We start from the raw sequence: 17843 nt of genomic DNA on the forward strand, positions 1-17843 counted from the left end.
CACGTTCGGAGCTTTCCAGGTCTTTTCACCTCCTCCCCGTGTCCACTGGCACTTCCACTGAAAAAGTCTTCGTGGGGGCACGGCTAGCGTGTTTTCCATGACCCCCACCCCCACCGAGGCCCTGCTCGACGATCTGGTTGTCGATCACGTGCTGAGCGCCGGACAAATCAAACGTCGCTACGGCCTGCGGCTCAACCCGGCCAGGATCCACGCCCTGGGTCTGACCCCCATCGAACGTGTGATGGTGACCGTGCATGGTGCCCCCGCGTCCGTCCGCGCTGTCCAGTTCGTCGCCCTGAACCCCCGCTGGGCACGCCAGGAGAGCTGGATGCTCGGCCACCTCGCCGGCGTCGCCGAGGCGCGCACCCTGACCAACAACCCGCGCGCGCTGTGGCGCTCAGAAGCAGGGCGGCTGGACAGCGCCCGGCCTGACGCCGTTTACCTCATGGAACGGGGGATGGCCGCAGTGGAATTCGACACCGGCAGTTACGACAACGCCACCGTACGGCGCAAATTGAGAGAGTTTGGCCGCACGTACGCCCACGTGATCTACGCGGTCAGCGGTCAGCGGCGTCTGACGTATGTCAGACGCCGCCTGGCGATCGAGTGGCCATCAGCAGATGACCAGGAAAGGTTTACCCTGGTTCATGCCCCCTGGTGGGCCTGACCCGGCGCGGGCGGCCCGCGTAGGGCAGTGGAGCTATCTTTGGCGCGGGCGGAGGTGGCGGCGGCGGGATGATCTGCATGCGCACCACCTCCACGCACCACGAATTGGCCGCCTCGACGCAACGGGTCCGCCGCAAATCTGGCGTGAAAATCACCAGACGGCCCTGCGCCTGAGACAGTTCCAGACGGTACTGGCCAATCAGCCGCCAGAGCGAGCGCGACGAATATCCCCGCGCCCGCCCGCACACGTAATACGGCACGCCATCAGGCGCGCGAAGTACATGCAAGTTGCGCCGCCGCAGCCCCTCATACACCCAATCACGCTCACTCTGCAACCACGAAATCGCACGGGCGACGTAGGCGTGATCTGCAGCGGAATCCGGACTGGGACGGTTGTGGGCGGAGCGGCCCACCCGCACCAGTCCCGCTGGGCCAGGCACCAGGACTGGCCCCCACGACATCGGATAACGGTGCAGCAGTTCGGCGGTCAGCAGCGTCGCCACATCTGCAGGTGTGGCCAGCAGCAGGGCGTCGGCCTCAAACAGTCCACGCCAGTCGAGCACGGCGGCGAACGCCTCCTGCTGGGGTGGGGTCAGGGCGAGGTTGACGTTGCGGGGATCAGGTTGCAGATTCCAGGCGGTGACGATCAGGAGTGGAGGGGGCATACCTCCATAAATAGCTGCAAAGGCTCAAGCGCGGGCGAAAAATATGGACGGGGCGAGGCCGCAGCAGGAGCGTCAGGGTAGATTTTAGAGTTACGGACGTCGGTTCACGCGGGCAAATTTAGACCCCAGAACCGCTGCAAGCGCCAGTTGACCGCAAAACGTAGATTGAACTACATAGATTGGAAAAAGCGAGGCCAGGCGCTGTTTGACCTGTCTTTTTGCGATGAGCAGACCTCTATGACAGCAGAAGAACTGTAGATGGAACCGAGTGGCCCAGCGGCACCCAGAAAAGTGACAGCATTCACGGTTCAGCCCGCACCAGACCTCAGCCTGAAAATTGCAGAGAGGGACGGGCGGAGTAGTCCTGCCCTTCGCCTCATCCAGCACTCGCCTGATGCCCTGCCAGCACCACACCCTAGCTTTTCAGCTTAATCCCCACGCCGCTGGCAATCGTTGGCTGAGGCCTGCGCCTGTGCTGTCCAGCCGAACGCTCCAAACATTCTGGTGTTGCGCCCATGGGCCGGATGTCCATGGCGCAAAGCCGCTCCCCAGATCAGGCCGTGAATGACACCGAGGAACATCGAAGTGGCAGAGTTTTTCGGGTCCAATGATGGGGCCAGGCCACCCTCGAACGCTCCCCAAACAGTTACCTGTGGCCGAACGTAACCTAAACTACACAGGGGCGTATAGAGTACGCCTGGGCGCGGTCTGAACCGTCTATGTGCGTTCGGCAGTCTTCTCCGACAGCAGAAGGGATGCAGGTGGTGTCGAGGTTTCGGAAGCATGTGACAATGTGGGCGCACGTCCATTTCGTTCCATCCGGATTGGTTTTCAGGCCGCCCATCCTGGGACAGATCATGCCTCCTCTCCCCTGCCCCATTCACACTGAACTGGAAAGGCCGGGTGACCGTAGCGCCAAGGCTGTCGTTTCGAGTGGTGATGTCTCTGATGAGAAAATCAGGGGAAAAGTTCGTTTCAGATGGTCAATTTCCGCTCCCACCCCTCCTGTCTTCAATGAGGGAAACCGTTCAGTGCGCCATCTCTACGGAATCATGCCGCGTGTTGGTTGAGGGCCAGCTCAGGCGTCTACTGACGGGAACCCTGTCTCCGATGAAGGGACCATCCAGACCAACCTCTCTCATACCCTGGATTCCGCTCCCGTTCGTTTTCCAAACAGAAAAGTGCCGGCAACCCCTTCCTGCCAGGATGTCGCTATGCAGTTTTATCGAGGCCCCCGCTGATGGTGCTGGCCCCGGTCAGTGCGACCCGCTCCACTGCGCCCACCAGCCGCAATGTGGACGTACGACTCGGCCAGATCCATTTGGTCTACACGGCCACCAGTCCGCTGACGCTCCCCCACGGCTCAGACCTGCGCGTCCTGCTCGCGCTGATGACGCACGCCGCTGACGACGGCCAGGTTCAGGTCGGTCTCCCCACATTGCTGCGAACGGCGGATATGGGGATGGGCAGGCGGCAACATGTTGCGCTGTTCGGCGCGCTGGATCGCCTTCGGGAGGTGAGGTACACCGTCCAACGCGCACCTCAAATCCTAGGCCTGCCCAGCCAGTTCAAACTGGTCACCTGGGCCGGACTGGCCCCAGACGGCCAGTTGCAAATTGAATTCAGCCCCGAGGTTGCGAGCCAGATACGAGGGTGCCACAGCCACCCGGCTCCAGGGAATACTTCAGACATTCCAGGCAACGCCCTGGCGCTTTACAGCGTCCTGGAAGCGTTAGAAACGCTGCCGGAAGGCATGGACAGGGGGCAGTGGCACCTGCCTGTGGACGCCACCTACGAACTGCTCGCACTGCCTGGCCGGGACGACAAAGCCCGGCGCTCGCTGATGTCCATGGGAGCAGCACTCCAGACCGCAGGCTACAGCGCCAACATGCAGGTGATCGGCCGCGGCAACAACACACAACTCGTGATCGACAACAGGGGACTTGACCCCACGGCGATGGCGTTGCCGTGAAGGCACGGTCTCATGCTGCACCTCTCGCAAATGGGTAGTCACCGCCAAGCCTCACCTGAACCGCACGAGGTCACTCCGGGTACGTTCGGGCACTGCTTAATCCACCATTTGATACCCAAAGCCGGAAGATGTAAGCCAAGGTCCTCACGCCCTCCTGTGCAAAAAAAGTGGGATACCTTTGGGCCGTTGACATACGGTTTCAGAGTTTTAAGGGGCTTTAACCCTTCCACAGCAATGGGATACTTTTGGGCCGAAATTCAGAAATGTCGTGCCAGACAGCGTTTGCTAGCGGGATACCTTTGGGCCGTTGGTGGGATACCTTTGGGCCGTTTTTTTGGGATACCTTTGGGCCATATCGGCGTTTTAAGCGTTCTGGAGTATGTTTTTGACTTCTACTCCATCCGTCAGACAAATCTGGGACATTTTTGGGCCGTTGGGCTGAAAATTTGGGATACTTTTGGGCCGTTGGCCCAGATTTTTGGGATACCTTTGGGCCGTTTCAGGCGTAAAATGCCGTCTATGACAGCAAGTGTTCCCTTCTCTGTTGTTGTTTTCTTTTATTCTTAAACAGGAAAAACAACTACATGTACCGAAAAAAACCTCCACAACTCCCGCCACTGCTCACGGAGCGCAACCTGGACCGTCTGGGATTTTTCAGCATTCAGACGCGACTCTCCGCAGAATCCACCTGGAAGAGTCATTTTCAGGTGGGTGGTCGCACGGTGGAAGTTCACGGCGAGGGGACCCGGGGGCGTCCGCACGGGGCTGATACCGACATCATGCTTGGCCTCGAGCAACTCTTCGTCGCGCAGGGTAGTCCCGAAGACAACTGGCTCCATACAACGCCCAACGCTCTGCGCGAAGCCGCCATGATGACCAAGAATGGCCGTGCCTTCCGGCGCATTCGCGAAGGGCTGCTGCGCATCTGGGCTGCCGGGTTCATCGTCCGCGAAGGATGGGTTGATCCCACAGGCCGGCCCGTCCGCTTTAACGCGGCATTCCGGCTCTTCGAGGAACTCCGGTACTGGGACATTGAGACCAGTGACCTGCCAGAGCTGCTGCCCGACGCCCGGCTCAGTGTGCGTCTTTCTGATCAGCTCGCGTCCAGCATTCGGGCCGGCTTCACCCACGCCCTGAGACGTGAAGTGCTCACCCACCTGGAACAACCCCATTCCCGTGCCCTGTACCGTTTGGCTGAGGCCCACCGGTACACGGACGACGGCACCATGCTGCGCACCCTGAGCGTCCCCCTCCTGGACTGGCGGGAGGCGTGCGGCATCAGAGAAGAGCGGCCCAGCAAAGTAATGCGCGCCCTGGATACAGCCCACGATGAACTCGCGGCTGCGGGGTACCTCACGGACATTCAGGTGGTGGGCCGGGGCCAGAAGCAGCGGCTGGACTACGTCTTCAGACAGGAAAATGAACCTGATCCCGCTCTGGTTCGGCTGCTGCGCGAGTACCGCATCGGTGGTCCACGGGCCGTCCAGCTTGCCACAGAATTTCCTCAGCGTGTCGAAGCGGCCATCAAGTATTACGACCACGTCAAAGCCCAGGGCAAACTGATCCGTAACCCGCCAGGATTCATCGCAGACATCATCGCCGACGCTGAGAAGTACGAACTGCCCAGCAGTCTGCCTGACGCACAGAATCCCGAGAAGGCGCGAGAGGCCCAGAAAGTCCGCATTCTTCAAAGTGAGAACGAGGCGCATCAGCAGTACGAGACCCGCCTGGCTGAGCAACTGGCACTCGCGCCTAGAGACCAGTGGAAGGAAGTGGGTGCCACCCTGCTGTTGCTGCTTAAAAAACCGCTTTCTTCCGATGAATTGAAGGTGCTGCAAGAGCGGTGTCGTTCCGGAGATATCCAGGCCGCGCGCCTTGCCCACGAAGCGACGCGAGCGGCCGCGACGTTTGAGATGCAGGATTTTGTGGTTAAGCTCAAGGCCCAGCTCAAGCCCAAGGCGTCTTAGGGTTACCGATCACGGTGGGCGGATCAGGCGCAGACAACACGCTGCTCCAGCTTCCAGTCCGCATCTACCTGGTTCGCCAGAGGGTGCTTTGGCCACCGAGTTCCGATGTGGACTTCTAGCTGTGGCGCAGGTGTTCCTTGAGCCGCTCATCGGCCCACTTGGCATACGTCCGGGCCGTTTGCACGTCGCTGTGGCCCAGATGTTCGGCCACGTCCTGTAACTGGAACCCAGCCCGGATCAACCGGGTCCCGGCCGCGTGACGCAGGGCATGCAGGCCCAGATAGGGGACATTAGCGGTCTTGCACAGCGTTCTGAGTCGGAGTCGGGCCGCCTCTGGCGTGCGTCCGATGACCCGCTGCTCTCCCCCACCTGGCCCAAGCGCTTGCAATGCGCGCATCAGGGACCCGGACAGGAGCACCTTCCTGGTCTTGCGCCCCTTGCCAGTGACAGTGACCGTTCCCTGCTCCAGATCCAGGTGCCCCCAGGTCAGTCCCGTAATCTCCGAAGCCCGCAGGCCGGCGCTGGCCCCCAGATGCAGGAGCACCTGCATCTCCAGTGACGCGCCGCGCAGCAAGGCGGCCAGATCCGTTTCCGAATACGGTTGCCGCTTGTCGTGGGGACGGACCCGGTCTTTTTGCGGCTTGGTGTCGGCGAATGGATCGTCCCGCGTGGCTCCGGCCCAGCGCAGTGCAGCGTACAGTTGCCGCGCGCCCGCGAGGTAGACACCCACCGAAGAGGGTTTCAGGCCGCCGCCTTCCATCTCTCGGACCCATAGGTCGGCGTCCTCAATTTCAGGGTGCAGGACGTTGACCGCTTGGCTTGCCGTGTAGGTGAGCCAGCGCCGCAAGCCGAGCCGGTATTTGCGCAGGGTCTGTGCGCTGCTGACCCCGGCGCGCCGGGTATGGTGCGCCTGCGTCAGGGACCATAGGATTTCCGCGTCCCGGCTGGCCGCTGCAGCCGTTGCCCGGCGGTGACGTTCCTCGGGCTGGAGACCCACCCACTCGCGGGAGGGTGCGAGCGCCCCTGCGCGGTAGAGATCCAGAGTCACCGGATGAGCTCCACCGTAAAGGGCAGGTCCGGCAGGGTGGCCCAACTCTGCTCGGCAGTCAGCACGTCGGCTTCCAGGACCTCAGCCAGTCCCAGGCACAGCGCGTCGCCCAGACTCAGATCGTAGGGCCGTCGCCGGGCGTAGTAAAAAGCGGCGGCCCGCTGGGCGCGAACCTCAAAAGGCTTGACCTCAAGCACTTGGCCCAGCTGATGCAACCGGGCACGGACCTGTTGAGGGGTAAAACGTCCATCGCTGACCAGCTTGCCTTCCACCTCGACAAGTTGCGCTGCGCATACGAGGTGGTCACGCTGCCCGGTGGCGAGTTCCGCCAGAACCCTCTCCCCTCCTGGCTCCTGACGAATAAAGGCCATCAGAGCACTGGCGTCCAGCAATACCGGGCGGCTCAAGGTTTCTCCCGCTGCATTTCGGTCCGGCGCTCCTCAAGCAATTCAGCCGTGAAATCGTGGCCGTCATCCTCAGCGAGGCTGCCATACAGCTCCTGGGCCAGTTGCCGCTTGGTGGTCAGCCTGACCTGTTCACCATCCACCACATAGAGCAAGGTGTCCCCTTCTTGCACATGAAGGGCGTCACGTACAACCCGGGGAAGGATGGCGCGGTATTTGGGGCCGAGTTGTCCAGTAACCATCCTGCTGCCATCGGGGACACTTGTAGTCATAAGGGACACTCTATCAGCGAGGGACACCATCGTATTCTACCTTTTTGGTAAGACAGTTTACCAGAAGGTCTGGATTTTATCTGGGTAAAAACAGAGAAGAGTTGATGTGAGTCAACTCTCCCCTGTATTGCCACTGATGCGGCCCAGTGTTCCAGAAGCTGCGCGTCCTCACCCGGCTGCCCAGACTTCTAACGCCTGGCGCAGGGTAGACATGTGGACTGGATGCCTCCAACGGACGTCACCTGACGCGCACAGATAATTCTTGACCTAGGTTGCTAGGAAGTTATTTTGATATGGATCTACCCAATCATTCTTCAAGCCAGGCGATGAGTAGTCCTTTCACCACCGTGTTCATCTCCTGCCCGGTCTGCAGCGATTTAATTCTGACCTGGCGGCGCAAGGTCTCCGGGACCGCAATGTTGAGCTGCACCATGCGTTCGGCAGGTGCTGGCTCCGGAGCGGAGGGCTGAACCTCTTTGGGGGGTTTGCTGACTGCATCACCAGAGAAAACGGCATTGAGTTTTGGTCGCTTGGTCATGCTGTCAACTCCTTCCAAACCGCTGAGTATTCATCAAGATCTGTCGGGCCGGAACCGAATGCGCCCTTATACGCTTCAAGTTCGCGGATCCGGCTGCTGAGCACTGGCAGGCCAGCAAGAGCCTCGGTTGCCTCCTTGGCCAGGCGTCGTCTCGGGTTATATCGTGTCAGCAAAATGGCGACGTCCAGGTCTTCTCGCTGGGCCTGGATGTCGGCGAGCAACTCGAGGGTGGGGCGCAGCCGATCAATTTCCAGACCAGTTGGGGCCACCGGCACCACGGCGATCTCGGCGAGGCTGCCGGCACGCAGGAGCAGTTCCCTGGAGTTGGGTGGGGTGTCGATGATGACCAGGTGTCCGTCGTCGCGGGCCGCCTTGACCTGTCGGGCCAGGCGGTCGGGTTCGCCCGCGACGACGTTGAAGGGCAGTTTGGCGTGGGCAGCCCAGCGGTGCGCGCTGTGTTCACTGTCGGCGTCGACGATGGTCACGGTGTGGCCGGCGGCCGCAGCAACGGAGGCGAGGTAAATGCTGGTGGTCGTTTTTCCGACTCCCCCTTTCAGCGACAGAACAGCGATAGCTTTCATCTCCTGAGTATACGCCTAGGTAGTTATTTGGCTATCTAGATAGCCAAATAACTCGGTACATAGATAGGTATTCTATGCCGAGAGACTGTACAAGGCGAAAGGGCAGAGAATGTTGTTTGCGCATATGCGTTCTGCTCACCTCCCCAGTGCTGCCGCGAGGTGACAGGCTTTCGATAGAACGGCGGGTCTCCGACGGGCGTGGTCGTCACAGTGCCAACACTCACCGATCTGTGGTGACAGTGAGAGCAGAGCTGTGCTGGTGTGGACACCACTTGACGATCCCAATGTCATTCAGTTTCAATAGATAGAAGTGTAAATATCTAGATATCTATCTGCTAATCTTTATAGGTATATAGATACCTATATACCTATAAAAACTGACCTGGTGCTGAAAGTATCGGGGGAGGGATTATCGGTAACCAGTTTTCCATGACTCAGCGCTGAGATTTAGACGCGTGCATTCTCCTTCCTGGCAGCACGTACCGGACAACACAGGCGACCTGACAACAGATTATCCTTCTCTTCGCGGACTGGACTGGGAAGAGAAGGGGGAAGCCACTTTTGGATTTTCATCGTCGATCCCGCTCAATGGCAACGTGTGTGGGGCACTGTCTGCGTCACTAAATTTCCAGCACCTCGCGTGCCTGCTGAGTGGTCGCCTCCTTTCCATAGATCGGCGTGCCTGGCCACTGGGTTTTGCTCTGCTCCAGATCGCCGTTGTCCGCCGCCACGAAACTGATGTCCTCGATCAACCGGCTGACCACCGTTTTAGCCTTAGCAGTATCACTGGCAATGGGAATGGCGCGGCGTTCATCCAAGGGCTTATCGACGTCACCCTGGCTCTCCAGATCTGCCGCTGGGACGGTATTGAACGCCTTGACCACACGCGCACTGCCCAGGTGAGGGCCATGAATGCGCTCTCTGACAGGCCGCCCAGGCCAATCTGACCTCTCGCTCCGGGTCACAGTCGGTGGTGTCGATCGCAATTTTGCCAGCCAGTTGGGCGGTGGGCAACCCGTTGTGGTGACCGAATGGGACAGTTTCGATGACGAGTTCGCCGAAATGTGCGGCGTCCTCGTCGCTGTAGGCCGTGACGCCATGACCGAGACGTTCGGCCAGATCCCGGAGCGTGTCCGGGCCGCGTGAGTTGCTGATAGCGACGTCGTACCTGGGTACCTGGCTTCCGCCAGCAGTCGGACCAGCGCCTGTCCGAAGTGTCCTACCACCAGAATGCCAATCTTCATGCCGTCACTGTCGTCCGATGGGCGTGGTGGTGTTTTTCGCTTGGCAGGGGAGACGTTGTTCAATTCCGTCCAGCCTCCGCCTCGCACTATCCTGACCACTGATCCCCACATGCAGTAGCACGACTTTGCCGAAAAATGGCGGACCTGGCCCCCAACGTCAGCGAGCGCGCCACCTACCAGGAACACTGGCGTGATCTCTGCGCCCTGCCCGGTGAATTCACCCCCAGCCGCGATACGACGGGGCAGGACTACGCCTTTGAGAAATACATTGAGAAGATCGGCACCGGCGAGACCGACTTCGACGACGTCTTCAAGCGGAATGACCTCACCGCTGAGTACAAGGCCCAGGTCAAGAGTCCGAGGAAACCCTGACAGATCAGCTCGCCCCGATGGTCTGGGTTTCAGCATTCAAATCTGGAGTTTCCCGCTCGGACAGGGCCACCCACGCCCAGGCCAGCGCCATCAGCAGGGTGACGCTCCCTGCCACCGTGAAGAACAGGGACGCCGGGTAACGGTCCACCACAGGAGAAATCGCCAGGAGCGTGACTGGCATCCCCAGAGTGGCGACGGTCATCAATACGCTGAACGTGCGGCCCAGGAAAGCAGCCGGCACCATCTGCTGCATCAGCGTAATGATGGGCGTGTTGACGGACGCAAAGGCCACCCCCATCAGCGCGCCGACTCCCAGCAGAGCCGGGGGCGCAGCAAACTGGACCAGCAAAAAGAGTGAACCGCCCAGCAAGGCCAACCCCAGCGTGACCGTGCGGCGCAGAGGGAGCCGCGAACCGATCAGCGCCAGCAGCGCGGAAGCGGCCAGCATCCCCGCACCTTCGGCGGCGAGATATTGACCGTACCCTTGCGCCCCAGCGCCGCCGAGCAGCAGTTTGGGCAGTAAAACCTGCACCGGCGCGAGGCTGGCATTCAGCAGCAGGGCGATGAACGGCAAGAACATCAAGACCCGCGAACGACGCATCAGACGCAGACCGCTCAGCACGCTGCCCAGCAAGGACTCAGGCGCTCCGGTCTTCAGCTCACGCGGGGGCAAGTTGACCAGCAGCAGGAGCGTGCCCATCACCACAAAGCTCACGCCATCCAGAACGATGGCGAGGGCGGGCGAGAAGGCTGTGACGAGATAACCGCCCGCCAGGACGCCAAGCAAACCTGCGCCCTGACTGACCCCACCGATCAGCCCATTGGCACGCGCCAACTCCTTTTCCGGGACCAATGCGGGAACAGCGGCGCTGCTGGCCGGTCCCGCGAAGATGCCTGCCAGACCGGTCAGGACCGCCGCACCATTGACCAGCCACAGCGGGACCTCGCCCCAGGTCAGGGCCAGGCCGCCCACCGTCAGTTGCAACAGGCCGCGTGTCAGGTCCGCGCCGATCAGCGGCACCTTCAGGTTCACACGGTCCACCAGCGCTCCAGCGAGTGGCATCAAGACGTTGGGAACCAGCGCGCAGGCCAGGGTCAGCGCCATCTGCCCCGCCAAGCCGGTCTGATGCAGCACCAGGAAACTCAGGGCGATGCCCGCCAGGGCTGATCCCAGTTGACTCTGGGCTGTGCCAAGCAGCCAGATCACGAACGAACGGTTCCACAGATGAGTCGCCATGCCACAAGTGTGTGCGGGGTCAACTCCAGATGGAATGCGGTTTTTGGAGAAGCGGCGGCCTAAGCTCTGCTGTATGAATGAAGTGCGGACGGCCACCACCGAGCAGGCAGCACTCCTGCTGGACGTCACACTCCGCCCGCTGCTGGACTTGCTCATGCGCGCGGAATGCAGCGCTTCTGAAGTGGCGAGCCATCTGAGCGTCAGCTTGCAACGCGCCCATTATCTGCTGGGCAAGCTGGTCCAGGTGAATATCGCTGTGATCGAGCGAGAAGACGCCCGTGCAGGCCGGGCCATCAAGCGCTACCGCATGCCGGGGCGCTGGTTCATCCCCTACGAGGTCACAGGGGCGGAGACACTTGAAGCTTTTGCCTCGTCCCAATTGATGCCCCGGTTGGAAACATTGATCGGCCACAGCGCCCGTGTCCTGCGCGAACGTTCCCCGCACTGGGGTTTCTGGCTGGAGAGCAGCCCGGAAAACGTCAGCCTGTTAATCGGTGATGAGCATGGTCCGGCCAATGATCTGTTCTTCGGCGACGAACCGTTTTTTCTGAATATCGGCCACATGGACCTGAGCCGCGAAAAAGCCACCGAACTCAGACGTCGCCTGTGGGCCGTGCTGGAAGATTTTGAAATCGAGAACACGCCTGGTGCCCCTGAATACACCGTTGCCCTGATGCTGGTGCGCGGCGCAGTGAATTGAAGGATGGGCAAGACGGCGCGCCGTTTCAAAACGAGGTGAGCTGGAAAAGTCTGGGATGGACGCAGGCGACTGGAGCGTCTCAGCGCCAGAGGCCCAGAGGAGTTGTCGCCCCTGAACTTTCACCTGTTGGCCAGGAGAGCCAGGACGCAATGCGCAGAGATGGCACTTCATGTGGCGAGAGGCTCACCTGAATCAGCGCTTGCAAAACACCTTGCGAGTTACTATAGTGCTGTAAAATCAAATGCAAGCGCAAGTTCAATGTTGACCCGCATCACGTCCGGGCCGTCCTATCCTTTTTACCGGTAAGGAGTTTCGATGCTGTTAAGCGTGCGTTTTCTGGGCCTTCCCGTCGTTGCCAGCCCCTGCCCTTCTGGACGGTCCGATGCATCTTGACCGCGCCGAACTTCGGGTGGTCTCGCTCCCCCTCCTGAAGCCCTTCAGAACCTCCTTCGGCGTGATGACTGACAAGAACTTCGTGTTGCTCCGGCTGTTCGGTGAGGGGCTAGAAGGCGTGGCCGAGGGAGTTATGGACCTGCGCCCGGATTTCCGCGAGGAGACCATCAGCGGCGCACTGGCTCTGCTTCAGGACACCGTTTTGCCTGCCGTGCTGGGCCACGACTGGGTGAACCCTGAACAACTGATGCGCCACCTGACAGGCATACGCGGCAACCGGATGGCGCTGGCCACCGTGGAAATGGCCTTCTGGGATCTGTGGAGCAGAAGTCTGGGTCAGCCGCTCTCGGCAGTGCTGGGCGGGGTACGGGACGCCGTGCCGGTGGGCGTCTCGCTGGGCATCCAGGCGTCGGTAGAGGCCACTGTGGACAGCGCCGTATCACACGCCGAGCAGGGCTATCGGCGCATCAAGCTCAAGATTCAGCCGGGCTGGGATGTGGACGTGGTGCGGGCGGTCAAGGCGGCTCTCCCGGATACGCCTGTCACGGTTGACGCCAACGCCGCGTACTCGCTGGCAAATCTGAACACCCTGCGCGAACTGGACACGCTGGGCCTGGATTACATCGAGCAGCCGCTGGCCTGGAACGACATGCGCGATCACGTCAAATTGCAGGCACTGATGAATACGCCGCTGTGCCTGGACGAGTGCATCACCACGGCACAGGACGCCCGCAAGGCGCTGGAAACGGCGGCCTGCCGACTGGTGAACATCAAGGTGGGCCGGGTGGGTGGCCACCTGGAAGCCCGGCGCGTCCATGACGTGGCGGCGGCGTTCAGTGCCCCGGTGTGGTGCGGCGGCATGCTGGAAAGTGGCGTGGGCCGGGCACACAACATCCACCTGGCGACGCTGGAAAATTTCACCAAACCCGGTGACACCAGCAGCAGCTCCCGTTACTGGGCGCGTGATCTGATTCATGAGGCGCTGGAAACGTCAGGCGGCATGATGCCCGTTCCAGCGGGTCATGGCATCGGCGTCACGCTGGATTTGCCCTTTCTGGAGACCATCACGCAGCAAAAATTCGAGGTTGGCCCGGTCCGGCAGCCGGTGGCAGGCCGCTGAACATGACTGCACCCGCCGCCATCCCCACCATGCGCGAACCCCTGGTGCTCCGCGAATTGAGCGGCCCGCAGGAACTGGCGGCGACGATTCCGCTGGCCCACGCCATCTGGGGCCAGACGGACCGCCCCGAGGACACGGTGATGCTGCGCGTCATTCAGCATGTGGGCGGACTTGTGGCTGGAGCTGTGGACTCACAGGGACAGATCTGGGCGTACCTGGAAGCCTTGCCCACTTCAAAACCGGGCGTGCAGCACTCGCACCGGATGGGCGTGCATCCGGCGTACCGCCAGCAGCATCTGGGCGAGCGTCTCAAGCACTTTCAGCGCCAGTGGTGCCTGGAACGCGGGATCACGCGCGTCCACTGGACTTTTGACCCGCTGCTGGCCGTCAACGCGCACCTCAACATTCACCGGCTGGGCGCAACCGTCCGCACCTACCTGCCCGATCAGTACGGCGAGATGGAGAACATCAGCGCGGGCGCGGCCTCGGACCGATTGGAAGCCGAGTGGTGCCTGGACAGCCCGCGTGTGGAGGCACATCTGGCCGGGAGGGTGGACGCAGCGTGGCCGGAGGGTGGGGCGTTCCATCCGCTTGATGCTGAACTACCGGCCACCTTGCCCGACATGCTGGCGATGATCGTCCCCGCGCAGGATTATTACGCTCTATTGCGCGAGGACCGTGCATTGGCGCTGGAATGGCGGCAGCGCACGCGGCCCGTCTTCACGCGGCTGTTTAGCGAGGGCCTGGTCCTGGTGGATGTGGACCTGACCCGCCGTCAGTATCTGTTCAGACGGCGGGCGCAGGATGACGCCACATGTTGAGTTTTGTCCTGCGCCGCCTGCTGGCGCTGCCGCTGATTCTGCTGGCGGTGACGTTCTTGATTGTGCTGGTCATGCAACTCATCCCGGTGGAGCAGCGAGCTGTGGCCTACACCACTGATCTGGCGCAGCTTGGGCGAATTCAGGAAATCATCAAGACCAACCACCTGGACGGCAGCGTCTTCGAGCAGTACTGGAGGTGGTTGGGTCAGGCGCTGGGCGGCAATCTGGGCTACTCGCGCACCAGCGGGCAGCCGGTGTTGCAAACACTTCTGGCCCGTTTTCCCGCCACGCTGGAACTGGCCTTGTTCACGCTGGTTCCGCTGATTAGCCTGAGCGTGTGGATGGGTTCAAAGGCCGCCGTGCGGCGGGGCAGGACCGCCGATGCAGTCATTCGCGTGATCGCTGTGGTCGCTTACAGCACCCCCAGTTTCGTGCTGGGCGTGTGGCTGCTGGTGATCTTTTACGGCGCACTGAACCTGCTGCCGGGAACGGGCAACCTCAGCAACGACAGCGCCATCTATTTTCTGACGGGTGAGATTAAGCGCGTCACCGGGCTGACCACCATCGACGCCCTGCTGGCTGGCCGCCTGGACGTGTTCTGGGACGCTATCAAGCACCTGATCATGCCGGTCTTCACGCTGATGGTGGTGGGCAGCGCCGGGCTGATCAAGGGAACACGCACCAGCATGCTCGAGGCCCTGAACAGCGATTACATCCGCACCGCCCGCGCCAAGGGCATCGCCGAGGGTGTGGTGATTCGCAAGCACGCGCGGCGCAACGCCCTGCTGACCATCATCACGCTGGCGGGCCTGAGTGTCTCCGGGCTGCTTCAGGGCGCGGTGATTGCCGAAACCCTGTTCGGCTATCCCGGCGTGGGCGCGTGGGCGGCGCAGGCGGCGGCGCTGGGCGATCTGCCGGGAGTGCTGGGCTTTGCGCTGCTGGCGGCGACCGTTGTGGTCCTGATGAATCTGGCGATTGACCTGGCTTACACCGTTATTGATCCCCGCGTGAGGTACGCATGACCGCTGTGGCTGAGGTTAAGGGCCTGAGCGTGAAGGGCAGAGGCGGATTCTGGGCACGGCTGTTCCGGCACAACCGCCTGGCCCGTGTGGGGGCCGTGCTGGTCAGCTTCTTTCTGCTGGTGGCGCTGCTCGCTCCGGTGCTGGCCCCGCCGCAGGGCAACTGCCGCCGCGCCCTGGGCATGTCGGAGACGCAGACCATTCCTGGCCCGCTGGCCTACTTGCGTGAACTGGTGGCGACGCCCGACGCCTGCCTTCAGATGCCGCGTCTGGGCTTCGCGGCGCTGCCCAATCCACCCGCCGCCGACGCGCCGCTGGGCCGCGTGGGCGGCTACGACATCCGCTATGGGCTGGTCTGGGGAACGCGCACCGCCTTCTTCCTGGGCATCACGGTGCTGGCGATCACGGTGACCATCGGCTCCCTGGTGGGCCTGACGGCTGGATTCCTGGGCGGCGTGACCGACAACCTGCTGATGCGCCTGACCGATGTGATCTTTGCCTTCCCCGCGCTGGTGCTGATCCTGGTGCTGGTGGCCGCACTGGGGCCGGGGCTGCTGAATATCATTATTGCCCTGAGTCTGGTGTCGTGGGCGGGGCTGGCCCGCGTGGTCAGGTCAGAAGTGCTGCGGCTGCGCGAGCTGGAGTTCGCGGCGGCGGCGCAGAGCCTGGGGGCCAGCCGCGCCCGGATTGCCCTGCGGCATGTCTTGCCCAACGCGATTGGTCCGCTGCTCACCATCGTGGTGCTGGAAATGGGGAGCCTGCCCATCGTGGCCGGAACGCTGTCTTTCCTGGGGCTGGGGACGCCGCTGGGGTACGCCGACTGGGGGCAATTGATTGCCCTGGCGCAGAAATGGATTCAGGGACCGCCGGGCGAGCCGTTCGCGTACTGGTACGTCACCCTCTTTCCAGGCCTGTGCATCTTTGCCTACAGCCTGGGCTGGAGCCTGCTGGGTGACAGCCTGGCCGAAGCGCTGGACCCCCGGAACCGCTGATGCTGCTGCTCGGTCCCGCCCCATGAACTCGCCTCCTGAACCCTAACCGCTCCACGTTGTTGCGCGCTCTGACTCTGCCCCCATTCGCCCGCTCACTCTGTTCCGGAGGTCCACCCATGAAACGTCTCTTTATTCCTCTGACCCTGGCTTTAATCGCCTCGCCCGCACTGGCGACCCCCAAAGACGCGCTGGTGTACCAGATTGCCTCGGCCACCGCCAGCGTGGAACCCGTGCAGGCCGTCGTGACCTACGACGTGCTGCCCGTCCAGCAGATGTTCGAAGGGCTGTACCTGGACAACTTCGGCAAATATGAGCCGCTGCTTGCCACCAGCTCCACCCTCAGCAAGGACGGCAAGACCACCACCTTCAATCTGCGGAAGAACGTGAAATTTCACGACGGCTCCACCATGAACTGCGCCGACGCCGAATACTCCATGCGCCGCACGCTGCTGGTCGGCAGTGAAACCTCGCTGGCCTCGCAGATTCGCGCCAATATGCTCAACATCTCCGGCTTCACTCCGGAGGTCAAGAAGACCTACACCTTCGCCAAGCTATCCAGCATGGTGAAGTGCAACGCGGCAGGGCAACTGGTGTTGACCCTGGACCGCAACGTCCCCAGCCTGCTGGATTCCATTGCCCAGATCTATATCGTGCCGATGAAGGCGCTGGTGGCTGGAGGCGACTGGAGTGGCACCGCCAAGGATTTTGACGCCTTTATCGGCAAGGACGTGGCAAACTCCACGCTGGCGCAAAAGCCCATCGGCACCGGGGCCTACCAGTTTGTCGCCCGCGATCCTAGCCGCTTTGTCCTCAAGGGATTTGACGGCTACTGGGGCGGCGCACCGGCGCTAAAAAACGTGATCCTGCAAAAGGTGGACAGCGACACTGCCCGCGTGTTGGCGCTACAAAAGGGTGACGCCGATATCGCCCTGATTCCTGACCGTGACACGCTGGCAAAACTCAAGGGCGTCCCCAGCGTCAAGGTGTACGAGGACCTGCCCACCCAGAACCTGACCAGCGTGCTGCTGTTCAACCAGAGCATCAAGGACGACAAGTTGCTGCCCGCCGGGCAACTGGCCGAGAACAACATCCCCGCCAACTTCTTCAGCGACATTCATGTCCGCAAGGCGTTCGCGGCGATGTTTGACACCAAGACCTTTGTCAAAGACGGCTTGCAGGGCTTTGGTCTGGCCCGCAACACCAGCCTGCCCACCAACAACTGGGCCGACGACAAGACCCTGAAGCCCCCGGCCTACAACCTCAAGACCGCCGAGGCCGAAATGAAGCTGGCTTTCGGGGGCAAGCTGTGGGCCACTGGCTTCACCGTTCCCCTGTCCACCTTTGGCGGTAGCGGGCTATCGGTGGTGGTGGCGGGCATCTTCAAGCAAAACATCGAGGCCCTGAATCCCAAATTCCATGCTTCGGTCAGCACGCTGGAACTGAGCGCAGCCAACGCCTCTTTGCTGGGTGGCAAGCTGGCCTTCAGTGCTCTGACGTGGGGTGGAGCCGATCCCGATACCAACCTGCGCGGGTTGTTCAGCGCCACCGGTATTCTGGCCCCGGCCACCAACATCAAAGATCCCAAAATGGAGCAGATGATGGATACGGCCCGTGACACCGTGGGTCAGAACGCCCGCAAGCCACTGTACAAGACGCTGATGACTTACCTGAACGCGCAGACCTACGCCGTGCCGCTTCCGCAGCCGCTGGTGTTCGCCGCCACCGTTTCGTCACTTAAAGGCTACGAGAACTTCAACAAGACCAACCTGTTCAAGGTGCTGAGCAAGTAAGAGCTGAGCAAGTAGACAGCTCATTTCACCGTCACATTTTTC

The 17843-nt window shown here is 61.6% G+C and carries 19 protein-coding genes; 10 read left to right on the forward strand and 9 right to left on the reverse strand.

Features of this window, described 5'->3' with window-relative positions; translation table 11 throughout:
- The first annotated feature begins 97 nt into the window (after nucleotides 1-97).
- Complete coding sequence (locus tag BOO71_RS00020; protein WP_075829949.1) at nucleotides 98-667, forward strand: hypothetical protein; 570 nt, start codon at nucleotides 98-100, stop codon at nucleotides 665-667.
- Here the strand turns inward: BOO71_RS00020 and BOO71_RS00025 are convergent.
- The gene (locus tag BOO71_RS00025; RefSeq protein ID WP_075829950.1) at nucleotides 636-1331 is read right to left on the reverse strand and encodes a hypothetical protein; all 696 of its coding nucleotides are present in this window, start codon (nucleotides 1329-1331) and stop codon (nucleotides 636-638) included. The genes BOO71_RS00020 and BOO71_RS00025 overlap by 32 nt on opposite strands.
- 1240 nt (nucleotides 1332-2571) lie before the next feature.
- Between BOO71_RS00025 and BOO71_RS00030 the strand changes: the two genes are divergently transcribed.
- Together BOO71_RS00030 and BOO71_RS00035 are read left to right on the forward strand one after the other, a co-directional pair.
- Nucleotides 2572-3303, forward strand: coding sequence for a hypothetical protein (locus BOO71_RS00030; RefSeq protein ID WP_075829951.1), 732 nt, complete (start codon nucleotides 2572-2574; stop codon nucleotides 3301-3303).
- A 584-nt stretch (nucleotides 3304-3887) separates the two neighbouring features.
- A complete protein-coding gene (locus tag BOO71_RS00035) occupies nucleotides 3888-5270 on the forward strand; it encodes a replication initiator protein A (protein WP_075829952.1) in 1383 nt (460 codons plus the stop codon).
- A 115-nt stretch (nucleotides 5271-5385) separates the two neighbouring features.
- On the opposite strand, the gene BOO71_RS00040 is transcribed toward BOO71_RS00035, so the two are convergent.
- The 7 genes from BOO71_RS00040 to BOO71_RS29130 all read right to left on the reverse strand — a co-directional run bounded on the left by BOO71_RS00040 (nucleotide 5386) and on the right by BOO71_RS29130 (nucleotide 9268).
- Nucleotides 5386-6318, reverse strand: a complete 933-nt coding sequence (locus BOO71_RS00040) for a tyrosine-type recombinase/integrase (RefSeq protein ID WP_075829953.1) — start codon at nucleotides 6316-6318, stop codon at nucleotides 5386-5388.
- Nucleotides 6315-6725 carry a PIN domain-containing protein gene (locus BOO71_RS00045; RefSeq protein WP_254842966.1) on the reverse strand — a complete coding sequence of 137 codons (411 nt, stop codon included), beginning with the start codon at nucleotides 6723-6725 and terminating at the stop codon, nucleotides 6315-6317. The genes BOO71_RS00040 and BOO71_RS00045 overlap by 4 nt, the downstream gene beginning before the upstream one ends.
- Nucleotides 6722-6994, reverse strand: coding sequence for an AbrB/MazE/SpoVT family DNA-binding domain-containing protein (locus tag BOO71_RS00050; RefSeq protein ID WP_075829978.1), 273 nt, complete (start codon nucleotides 6992-6994; stop codon nucleotides 6722-6724). Before BOO71_RS00050 ends, BOO71_RS00045 begins: the two co-directional genes overlap by 4 nt.
- A gap of 307 nt (nucleotides 6995-7301) precedes the next feature.
- Entirely contained in the window at nucleotides 7302-7532 is a 231-nt protein-coding gene (locus BOO71_RS00055; protein WP_075829954.1) for a hypothetical protein, read from the reverse strand.
- The gene (locus tag BOO71_RS00060; RefSeq protein ID WP_075829955.1) at nucleotides 7529-8113 is read right to left on the reverse strand and encodes a ParA family protein; all 585 of its coding nucleotides are present in this window, start codon (nucleotides 8111-8113) and stop codon (nucleotides 7529-7531) included. Before BOO71_RS00060 ends, BOO71_RS00055 begins: the two co-directional genes overlap by 4 nt.
- A 620-nt stretch (nucleotides 8114-8733) precedes the next feature.
- A complete protein-coding gene (locus BOO71_RS00065; RefSeq protein WP_139322638.1) occupies nucleotides 8734-8997 on the reverse strand; it encodes a hypothetical protein in 264 nt (87 codons plus the stop codon).
- Nucleotides 8945-9268, reverse strand: coding sequence for an NAD(P)-binding domain-containing protein (locus BOO71_RS29130; protein WP_083652790.1), 324 nt, complete (start codon nucleotides 9266-9268; stop codon nucleotides 8945-8947). The genes BOO71_RS00065 and BOO71_RS29130 overlap by 53 nt, the downstream gene beginning before the upstream one ends.
- 224 nt (nucleotides 9269-9492) lie before the next feature.
- On the opposite strand from BOO71_RS29130, the gene BOO71_RS00075 reads away from it, so the two are divergent.
- On the forward strand, nucleotides 9493-9729 hold the full coding sequence (locus BOO71_RS00075; RefSeq protein WP_075829958.1) for a hypothetical protein: 237 nt from the start codon (nucleotides 9493-9495) through the stop codon (nucleotides 9727-9729).
- Between the two features lie 4 nt (nucleotides 9730-9733).
- Here the strand turns inward: BOO71_RS00075 and BOO71_RS00080 are convergent, their stop codons facing one another.
- Entirely contained in the window at nucleotides 9734-10966 is a 1233-nt protein-coding gene (locus BOO71_RS00080) for an MFS transporter (protein WP_075829959.1), read from the reverse strand.
- Between the two features lie 73 nt (nucleotides 10967-11039).
- Between BOO71_RS00080 and BOO71_RS00085 the strand changes: the two genes are divergently transcribed.
- The 6 genes from BOO71_RS00085 to BOO71_RS00110 all read left to right on the forward strand — a co-directional run bounded on the left by BOO71_RS00085 (nucleotide 11040) and on the right by BOO71_RS00110 (nucleotide 17801).
- Nucleotides 11040-11666 (forward strand): hypothetical protein, encoded by a 627-nt coding sequence (locus BOO71_RS00085; RefSeq protein WP_075829960.1) that lies wholly within the window; start codon nucleotides 11040-11042, stop codon nucleotides 11664-11666.
- 382 nt (nucleotides 11667-12048) lie between these two features.
- Complete coding sequence (gene menC / locus BOO71_RS00090) at nucleotides 12049-13179, forward strand: o-succinylbenzoate synthase (protein ID WP_075829961.1); 1131 nt, start codon at nucleotides 12049-12051, stop codon at nucleotides 13177-13179.
- Nucleotides 13180-13181: 2 nt separating this feature from the next.
- The gene (locus BOO71_RS00095; RefSeq protein WP_083652792.1) at nucleotides 13182-14000 is read left to right on the forward strand and encodes a GNAT family N-acetyltransferase; all 819 of its coding nucleotides are present in this window, start codon (nucleotides 13182-13184) and stop codon (nucleotides 13998-14000) included.
- On the forward strand, nucleotides 13994-15022 hold the full coding sequence (locus tag BOO71_RS00100) for an ABC transporter permease (protein WP_075829962.1): 1029 nt from the start codon (nucleotides 13994-13996) through the stop codon (nucleotides 15020-15022). The genes BOO71_RS00095 and BOO71_RS00100 overlap by 7 nt, the downstream gene beginning before the upstream one ends.
- A complete protein-coding gene (locus BOO71_RS00105; RefSeq protein ID WP_075829963.1) occupies nucleotides 15019-16011 on the forward strand; it encodes an ABC transporter permease in 993 nt (330 codons plus the stop codon). The genes BOO71_RS00100 and BOO71_RS00105 overlap by 4 nt, the downstream gene beginning before the upstream one ends.
- Nucleotides 16012-16127: 116 nt before the next feature.
- Nucleotides 16128-17801, forward strand: a complete 1674-nt coding sequence (locus tag BOO71_RS00110) for an ABC transporter substrate-binding protein (RefSeq protein WP_075829964.1) — start codon at nucleotides 16128-16130, stop codon at nucleotides 17799-17801.
- Nucleotides 17802-17843 lie beyond the last annotated feature (42 nt).

Origin of the sequence: Deinococcus marmoris (assembly GCF_001949125.1) — a bacterium.
Lineage (GTDB): Bacteria > Deinococcota > Deinococci > Deinococcales > Deinococcaceae > Deinococcus > Deinococcus marmoris_A.